Raw genomic sequence first — 9,516 nt, 5'->3', positions numbered from 1 at the left:
GGAAACTCAATAGATTGCTCGGTATTTTGCGGCAATACTCCTTGATAAAAATATCAGGCGATGATATTTCTATTCATCGTTTGGTCTCCAATTGGCTCAAAGATAAATTAGATCAAGAACATAAGTTGAGATATATAAAAAAGATGCAAACTGCAATTGAGAAAATATATCCTAGAAAAATTGCAGGCGATGCTACTTCTGGCAGAGAACAACATCTAATAAATCAGATAATTCCTCAGCTGGAAAAATTTCTGCAAGAAGTAAGTTCTTTTTCTTCGGATGAAGGACAAGTTTCTTTGTATGCTATTACCTACCGTGTTTTAAATGAACCTCACAAAGCTGAACATATCTTAGAAGAAGCTTTAAAAATTAATGAATCTTTTTATGGTGAGCATCATATAACTAATTTACAGATTTTAAATTTGCTAAGTTCTGTTTACCATCACCTGGGAAAAAGTTCAAAAAACCTAGAAATTTTGAAAAAAATTGTGTCAATTAGCGAAAAATCCTACGGAAAAGAACATCAAAAGACAGCATGTGCGTTGTTTCAGTACAATATTGCTTACTTAATGCTAGGAGATTTTCGCAAGGTAAAAAAACTACTTCCCCGTGCGCTGGCCCTCTACCAGAAAAATTATGGTGACGACCATGTCGAAACCACTCAAGTATTAGAAACACAAGGTTGGGTTGATTATGTGTTGGGTGAAAGGGTAAAAGGAAAGAAAATACTAGAGCACACCCTGAAAATACATTCACAAAGTCCCATATCAGTTGCTAATCTAGCGTATAGTAAGATTCTCTTAGGATTTGTTCACTATGATATAGGACACTTTGAAGAAAGTAAAAAATATTTTCGAAGTGCTCTAAAGATACGAAAAAAGTTGTATGGATTTGATCGTATTTGGACAGCACTTTCTGCGGTAAATTTGGCTTTGGTTTGTGCTACAATGCATGAAACATTAGAATGTCAAAGTCTTTTGGATGAAGCCGCAAGATTTATTGAAAGGGATGAAAAGATAACGAATGTATGGACTTCTGTTTTAATTTCTCGCATGGGGATTGTCTATTCCATTTTAGGAGATAATTTACAGAGTAAGAAAATGTTAACGAAATCCATTGATAACCTTAAAAAGAAATATGGTAATAATCACTTATTTACTGCTATTGTTTCTGCAAATTTAGGAAATGTTTATCGCTTGCTTGGAGATGTGAAAAAAGCAAAAGACCTTTTGAGACAATCTTTAGCAATAATACAGAATTCATATGGTGACAATAATCCTACAACTGCAATGGTCATGTCTAACCTGGCACTAACTATGGGCAGCAAAGAAAAAAAGAAGCTATTAGAAAAAGCATTAGGAGTTTTCACGGATTTTTATCCACTTACTCATCCGAACATTAGGAAAATCGCATCAGAGCTTGAAGAAGGAAAAGTATCCACCCCTAATGTCAACGGTTTAAAAAAATCACCTAACCCTGGTTATTATATTCTCTTGCCTTTCTAGGTAACAAAGATTAGGATGCCCGGGAGTGGTGATGTTGTGCCCTCAGTTTATGGAGGAGATGGAGAATGAGAAAGCTTTGCCTTTTATCAGTGGTTCTAGCGGCACAGGTGCTTTGCTTTGTAACGGAAGATTGTTTTGCAAATACAGAGAATCTCTCTGAGCAGCTGAGACTTGGGAAAGATGTTTTGGGTCCTGCTACTAACAAGGACTGAATTTGGCTCTTTTGGGTTTTCTGTGAATAGTGAATGAAAGGACTTTGCCTTGTAATTGCTCAACCGGGGGTTCAAGAAATCCAGGATCTATGCGGGTTTGATCGCTTTCCTTGGCTGATGGAAAATTTTCATCCGCATAAAATAAGGGGTTTCCAGACCCCGGTTGAGCAATTACTTTGCCTTTTCTTGTTGGTGTCGTTAGTGCAAGTGTTTTGCTTTGTAGCAAAGAATTGCCCTACATGTATCCAGATATCTCTGGGTAATCAGATCCTGGGAAGATTCTTTTGGAGCTTTGTACAAGTGCAGATTTTAGTCACTGACGGGGTAGGTGAGACGCCATTAACATCTCCAAGCAACTTAGTATGAAGCGTGTGTAGTTGCTTTGTGAATTGGTGTTCGGCTGCCGCAAAGACGCCTTAATCACTTAAGGATTCGCAACTGTTATTATAATTCGGCCGCACCGTTAAAAATCTCAGGTCTGCTGCTGCTAGCAAGATCGCGCACCCAGGGGTATCATTTGTGCTACCGATACACCCCCGGAGTGCTATGACTGGCAAAAGCGGTGAATCATGGCGCTGAGGTCCTGTGGGTAGCGCCATTGATTAGCAATCGACAGTCACCTAAATCTCCCACAAAAGGAGCACAAAGTCCATGGTTTTTGATACAAAAAAGTGTAAAAATATAATGTTGAAAGTTTTTAAGCATTCTGTCCCTAGGAAAAATTTTTTGTACTCTCCCCTGTTATTAACCAAGAGGAATTAACCAAGAGGAATAAACTATGGACCAGCAACAACTCGCAGCATCCCTAGAAAACGATCTACAGCGATACATGCAATTAAGACAGGAGCTTAAAGAGGATATCAAAGAACACCTTGATGAGCTGCAAATCCACACGATTGAGCTGGCGCAAACCAGCAAACGCTTTATCGCGCATTTTGATATCTTTAAAACTCTCTCAGATCAATCTGCTGCGCAGATCGGCAACAACATAGAGCATTCGGCCCAAACCATGGCTAACACCGCAGTGGAGGGTTTTTCCGGGCTCGTCGATACAAAAGTCAATAATGCCATTGATCGCCTGAATGAATCTGTGTGGCATGCCACAAATGAATTGCAACAGGTCAGCCGTGATAAAATTAGAAGAAATCTCACAATTGCCGGCTTAATGTGCTTGGTTTGCTTATCAGTAGGCTTTAGTGCTGGGTATTTCTTTACACCAAGATAAATCGTGACGTTTAATAAGGCACCACCCCAGCCAGCATTTCGCCCAGCTCACCGAGAGCAGTACTGGTAAATGGAGTAATCCTGGATGGTGGCCGGAATGACGGCACGTGGGCAGAAAGTGCAGTTATCTCTTATCCAAAACTCAGGTGAAGTTAACGTGCTACCGGCTAAACCCCTTGGCAACACTTCGGCTCTTGTCTTGATTTTTGATGTTATCGATATTCTTTACAACCTCAGGGTTGATTTGCTTGATCTGGTTATAGAGCTGTTTATCTTCAGCAATCCGATCCATGTGCCGCTTAAAGATTTCTAGCTCTGATTTTTTCAAGTAAGCCTCGCCATACTTGTTGAGCATATTCAGTTTTTTTTCTAAGTCGGCAGCGATTAGCTCTGCGGGTGATTTCCTCTGGGTTCTAGTACTTGTTGATCTGACTATTGCCTTGGGGGGCAGTTTCTTATCTTGTGGCTCAGCTTTGCCTTGTTCCATTTGCTGCAATGCTTGGTCTACGGACTTGCGTACTTCTGCGCTGCCGGCAAGCTGGAGCACATCGTTAAAATCCTGCCCGGCTGTTGCTGGACTGATTACCTGCACTTGAGCTCCTTGCTGTTGCAGGTGTGCTACCGCCTTGGCCACAGCCAGCTCTGCTGGGGCTTTATCCTTTCCAGGAGCAGGTGGCTTGTGTGAGTCATTGTCGGCACAAATGATGATTTGTTGATTTGCTTTGACCTCGATGTTTTTAAAATTACTAACCCCAAGAGCTGCCAACACAGTACTGTTTTGTGGGGTCTCTGCGGCAATGCTTAAGGCTGTCTCTACTCCCTCAGCCACAAAGATAGGGCTCTGTGCGCCGCCTCGCTTGAGCTCTACAGTTGCCCCAGAAATCTTACCATGCGAGCGTTTGGCAATGGCAAGATTGGCCTTTTTGCCGGTATTAGGGTCCAAGTAAGTCAATTGCATGCCAGTGCATTCTCCTTGGGCGTTGCTGGCAAAGGCTGCAAGGGCTGGAAGCTTGTCTCGGCCGTAAGAGGAGATGAACCTGAGCGAGTCCGGCAATGGCGTTTCGATCTTACGCTGCCCTTTGAGGTAGGTTTCAGCTAAAGTTCCGGCAATCGGCTTACTGATGGCATAGGCTTTGTTAACCCGGGCAATTTTTGCAGCTGTTTCTGGATCCATGCTGTTAGGTTTGCCAGTTTTTTCTGGTTTTACCGGGGTAGCTGCGGCAACTGTCTGCGAGGGTGCATAGTGCTTAGGATTAACGCCCCTATCTGACGATATTCCATAAAATTCGGCAACATAGCGCAACTGATCTTTAAATTCTGGCATACTGCGTTCTCGGGCCACCAGAGCAAACAGATTGCCCCCTTCACCAGTTTCAAAATCATGCCACCTGCCAGCTTGGCGTCCTTGCAAGCTAAACACAAAAGAGCCCTTATTACCAAAGCGTAATTCCTTAGCTGAACTCGCTGATTTGTTGGCACCTGTTCCCAATAGATGGCTGACCAATTTCTCCCCATCCCTTTGACAAATGCTTCTGATTGTCTCTAAATCATAGCTATGCAAACTGGATTTGGGTACACCTGTGGCCCGCGAAACTGGGGTGTGGGATTTGTCTGCTGCGACTTTAGCCTCTGGATCAACAAAGATCTTGGTTTGCGCCATAGTCTGCCAGGTCAGATTCACGCCATGCTGCTCGTCATAGTCAAGAAAGTCTTGGATCTTGGCCTTTAAAGCTGTTATTTCAATAGTGTTTTCGCTCGCTTGGTACTGCTTGAGGGTTTGCCTAATTTGATGGGCTCGATCGAACTCAATGATGCGCCGTAGATGAAAATCCTCGCTTGCGTGTACAGCTTCGTTAAAGAACGCATGCTGCATCATGGACGCGGCCAACGAATTGCGATTTACTCTTGCAGTATCCAAGTCTTCCTGCAAATCATGTTTGGCCACCGCCTTGTTTTTGATCTCTTGCTGGGCTTTTCTGTTCAAAGCCATTAGCGCCAACTGACTCTTGAGCTCGCCCATGTTCTGGTCAATCTTGATGTCTTTGGCTGTAAATGACTTCAATAGACCTGCATTCAAGTTCTCTTCAGCCACTTGGATTTTACTCTGAAGCTGACTGGATAAACCTGTAGCGGATCGCTCCACAAACCACTGCTTCAATATTCCTCGGCTGATCTTCTCTTTAAACTCAAGCGCGTTTATAGTCGATTTAACCCTTGATTCCAATTGTTGGGTTAAGGCGTCTAATGGCTTAGTGTCCCAGTCTTTTGCTTGCCAGGCCTTGATCGAGGCAAATACACCTTGCTTCAATGTGTTATGTTCAAGGTCGAAGGGAGCGGTTTTTACCTCAACATCTTTAATGATTTGCCCCCATATCTTTGAGTATTCAAGCTTCCAACTTGAAAACGCTGCTGCCTTATCGATAAAGTTCTTTAACTGGGCGCCTTCAGGAGCTGTGCCTTTTGCCTTGGCCTCAGCAACCACTCTACAGGCTTGCAAAGTATCAATTCGCACTCCCTGGCTTCGGATCTCAGCAAGGGTCCGCTTGCTTCCCTGACTCTGCTCCAGGTCTTTCCAATCAAGTATTGCTTTGGCAAGAGTTACTTTGGTTTCAGGACAATCGGTATCGATGAATTGCCTTACCCGGGTTTTGATCTGGTGCTCCCGCGCGTCAACAACAATGCGGCGAGCTACCTGATCATCAAGAATGAGCTCAACCAAGGACTGTTCCTCATGGTTACCCAACAGCCTATCGGCATGTTCTTGCCGTAGGGATTTTGCCTGCTGCCAAGCCTGCACAGCACCTGCTTCTGCATGGGTGAGATACCCAGCACCCCCTTGTAAATCTGTATGCAGTGTCATCAGCCGGGTGTAAGCATCACTTTCTTGATTGCCGCCTGCAATAGCCAGGGTCACTTGCTGCATGACCTGGTTTTCATTAGCTGACTTTAATTTTTTGCTAACCTGAGTTTCGATTTCTTGCAGCGACACAGTTTGTGCTTGATGCTGGTTATAGTCTTCCAGCAGCTCTGTTTGTAAATCTTTGATCTCATTGTGCACTTGTGATTTTATCAAGCTCCACTGACGCCCACTGGCAAGCCGTGCTTGTTGATAGCGTTCGAAATTCGTTGCAACATTCGAATAATCCTTATCTTCTAGCTTACCTGCAAGGATCAATTTGTGAATATCGGCTTCAAATCTAATCGCACTTGGATCATAGCCCAGATTCTTGATTAAGGCATAAGAAGGTTTATGGACTTCAGTGCCAAAAACGATATCATTTAACTCGGCTGCATAATAGAGTCTTTCCTGGTAATCACCGGCTTGGGTATAACTTTGTAAATACTCCCGCACTTCGCCGGCAACCGCATGCCGGAGCAATTTATCCTCATTCTCTACCAGTTGCAATACATCTTGGTAGCAATGCTCTAAGAAACGATCCGGCTCAATAACCTCTGTAACGATCTTAAACGCCAACAGATCTCTTTGGGCAGAGGTTGTCTCTAGCATATCTGCATAAACCTGTCTCTGGCTTTGAGTCGGAGTTACCGCGGCTTTATCTAACTCCTTCAGCTTATGGTATGAACTGGCTGCGTCCTTCAAAGCACTCCGGTAATCTTGCAGCAACTGATAAGCGGCTCGATCTGGCCCGGAGAGGGTTTTAAGATAATAATCTTCCTTTTGTGACTCGATGTACTGCTCACTATGCTTTTGTAGCGTCGGCCAGGTCACCGGGAGTTTATCCCATTTGCGCCCCAGGCAATCTTTAAATTCAACTTTAGTTTCAGTATCAGTTGCAGCTTCAGTTTCTAGTTTCTCAAACTTAAAGAACTGTTTGTACAGTGTAGGAGTACTGGCGATCTTATAGGCGGTTGCATAACACTCTGACCTTAAAGCAGCGTATTTTTCATGAAGAGCATGATCTTTGGCAAGGGATCCAGGATGGGTCAGCTTGATCTCTGACCACAACTGGTTTTTCTCAGCGCAGCTGGCAAAATAACTGAGCGTTTCAGCTCTAGCCTCCAGTTCAAGCTCACTTAGAATGCGCTGCCGCAAGCCTGCGGCAACCTCCAACACATCGCGGCGCAGTCCGGCCTGAACAGCAAAAACTTGGTGATTCTCCCAATCATTAACAATCTTGGCAGCTGCCTGTTGTCGCAACCGGGCAAGCTTTTCATGCCCGCTCCACAAACCAGCTAGTTGCTCTGCATCTGTACAGGTACGCGCTGAACCGATTGTATTAATACAATCCTGCGCAATGTCACAATAGTGCTGGATGTTTTCATAATAGGGACGGTTTGCTTCAGTGATAGTGTAATCCGTCACCATCTTTTTATAGGCCCCTTTACCGAGCTTCGACACCAGTGCCTGCATATCGGCAAAGTGCTCCTTAGCTGCCGCTACAAAAATGTCATACCGGTGCCGGGTCATGCCAACCAGCAAACTGTTGGCATCCATGAGCGGGCTTAGCAGCAAATAGGAGCGATCAACCGTATCTCCCTCAGATTTATTAATGGTAATCGCATACCCGTAATCAAGTTTGTCATAGCTTGCCGGATTAAAGGCAAGTATTCTTCGATTATCATCCACCACGGTGATCGTACCTGATAGCGGATTATAACCAGTAATAGTCCCCAGGGTCCCATTCTTGACCCCATGGTTTGGCCTTTTAAAAAACCTTAATAATACGAATCTCTCCCGGACATAGGTGCCCCAGTTATCATTCCGGGTAAAGACAACCCGGTCGCCTACTGAAAATGTCTTACCTTTAATATCGAAGTCTCGACCTAGATACCCTAAGGCCTTCAGCTGATTGCGAATACCAAGGTTAAGGTCTGCGACATCCTTGTTGGTATAAGCCATGGCAAGTTTGCTTGATTTCGGGTCTTGCTGATGATCTTTGATATAGGAATTTATGACTTGCCATTTGGCTGATTCTATCTCGTCCTTTAAGGTCACCCGACCATTGTCAACATAGGGCTGAAAACCCCGTTCGATATCATGCCGATTTAAAGCCTGGGAGGCTTGCTTTTGCCACTCAATCCGTTGCCGATAAATTGCCGTCAGCTCAGCATAATCGCTTTGATCAATTAAAATTCTGCCAACATCGCCGCGGCCAACAGCTTTAATCTGGTTTGGATCTTGGATTACCAGCAGTTTAGCACCTCTTGTGGCAACCTCATGTAACAGATCTGACCAACGATCCATATCAACCATATTGGCTTCATCAATCACAATGACATCTTTTTCACCCCAGTAGTATTGCGATAAATTGCTTAGCTTCGAAATGGCTTTTTTTTCGGCTTTCCCCCTTAGCTTTCCGGACACAAGCGCCTGTCTGTATTGTTGGTATTGGTTCCAGCGGTACCTAAAGAAGTCTATGGTATGGCACTGCATGCCAATATCCCGCTCCATGTTTTCTGCGGTCTTGCCCTGAAAGGAGAGACCAGTCACCCGGTAGCCTGCTGCTTGATAAGCCCGCACCACTGGCTGCATAATGCTGGTTTTGCCCGTGCCGGTCCTGCCAATCAGTACCCGCACGTCAGGGCCCTCAGCTAAAAACCGAACAGCCTGAACTTGTTCCTCTGAGAGGGTAACGTTTTGCCCTTGTTGTTGCGACAGTCTTTGTTCTTGCTGTAAAATGTACTGATCAATTAAAGCTGGATGTACGCGTTTTGTGCTTCTGCCAAGCAATGCACCTATCGAACTTAGGGCTTTATCTTCCCTTTGCTTTAAAGTTTGTGAGGTGTAGATCTCTCTTCCTTTGACATCACTGCCAAGGGCTAAAGCTTCTGCTGAGGTAAGAAGAACATCACTAAGCTTGTCAGCATTTTCTTTAAGTGCTTCGGCAAACTGCTTTTTATCCGCCGCAGATTTACCTGGTTCATACACGGCATCATCATTGGCCACAGCGGCGATTGCATTAGGGATTTCTACCCCTGCAACCTTTAGGGAAAGTACTTGATGCAGCACAGGATCTCCGCCAACCCGCTTGGAGATTTCTGCCTCTAAATCAGCTTTACTAAAGACAGTTTTTTGATCGGCTACAAGCTTAACCAGTTCTTCGGGGTTATCCTTAAAGATTCTGATATTCTCCCGGCGAATCGCGTCATTAGACTCAGCAATTCTCGAGGGTTCTGCATTGTTTATCCGCCTGCGGGCGCCCCAACCTTCATGTTGGGTTGGCAAAATATTCAATCCTCGATCTTTAAAAGAGCGATGATCGATTCTTTCTGTACAGCCAATTCGTTCAAGGTATTGATTGGCAAACTCGGCCCACAAAGCTCTGGTTTCTATGATGGCAGATCTGCTACAGATTTCTCGGTCTTTGACCTCTATAAAATCACCATCTTTGAGAGCTCTTCTGGTAACCACAACATGAAAATGTGGATTGCCTTTATCCCAATGCAGGGCATATTCAGCAATTAGGTCTCTTGCAATAAATCGTTCTTTGATAAATTCCTCGACGAGTTGTTCAGCCAGTACTTCATCAAGTTCTTTTGGAATAGCACACTCAAGGGTCTGGCCGGTTTGGGCACAATTTTTATAATCATCCTTGGTTTCTTCTGTGTTAAAT

At 44.4% G+C, this 9,516-nt stretch carries 3 protein-coding genes; 2 read left to right on the top strand and 1 reads right to left on the bottom strand.

The features are described 5' to 3' along the window. Nucleotides 1-1,505 (top strand): tetratricopeptide repeat protein (locus tag ABFQ95_05690; GenBank protein ID MEN8237016.1); only part of this gene is annotated, 1,505 nt, incomplete at its 5' end. A gap of 990 nt (nucleotides 1,506-2,495) precedes the next feature. Continuing rightward, nucleotides 2,496-2,942 carry a hypothetical protein gene (locus tag ABFQ95_05685; protein MEN8237015.1) on the top strand — a complete coding sequence of 149 codons (447 nt, stop codon included), beginning with the start codon at nucleotides 2,496-2,498 and terminating at the stop codon, nucleotides 2,940-2,942. A 159-nt stretch (nucleotides 2,943-3,101) separates the two neighbouring features. On the opposite strand, the gene ABFQ95_05680 is transcribed toward ABFQ95_05685, so the two are convergent. After that, nucleotides 3,102-9,516 (bottom strand): AAA family ATPase (locus ABFQ95_05680; protein MEN8237014.1); only part of this gene is annotated, 6,415 nt, incomplete at its 5' end.

This window comes from Pseudomonadota bacterium (assembly GCA_039714795.1).
Classification (GTDB): domain Bacteria; phylum Pseudomonadota; class Alphaproteobacteria; order JAGOMX01; family JAGOMX01; genus JBDLIP01.
The sequence above is the reverse complement of the archived record's forward strand: the minus strand, read 5'-3'. Positions and strand labels throughout refer to the sequence as shown.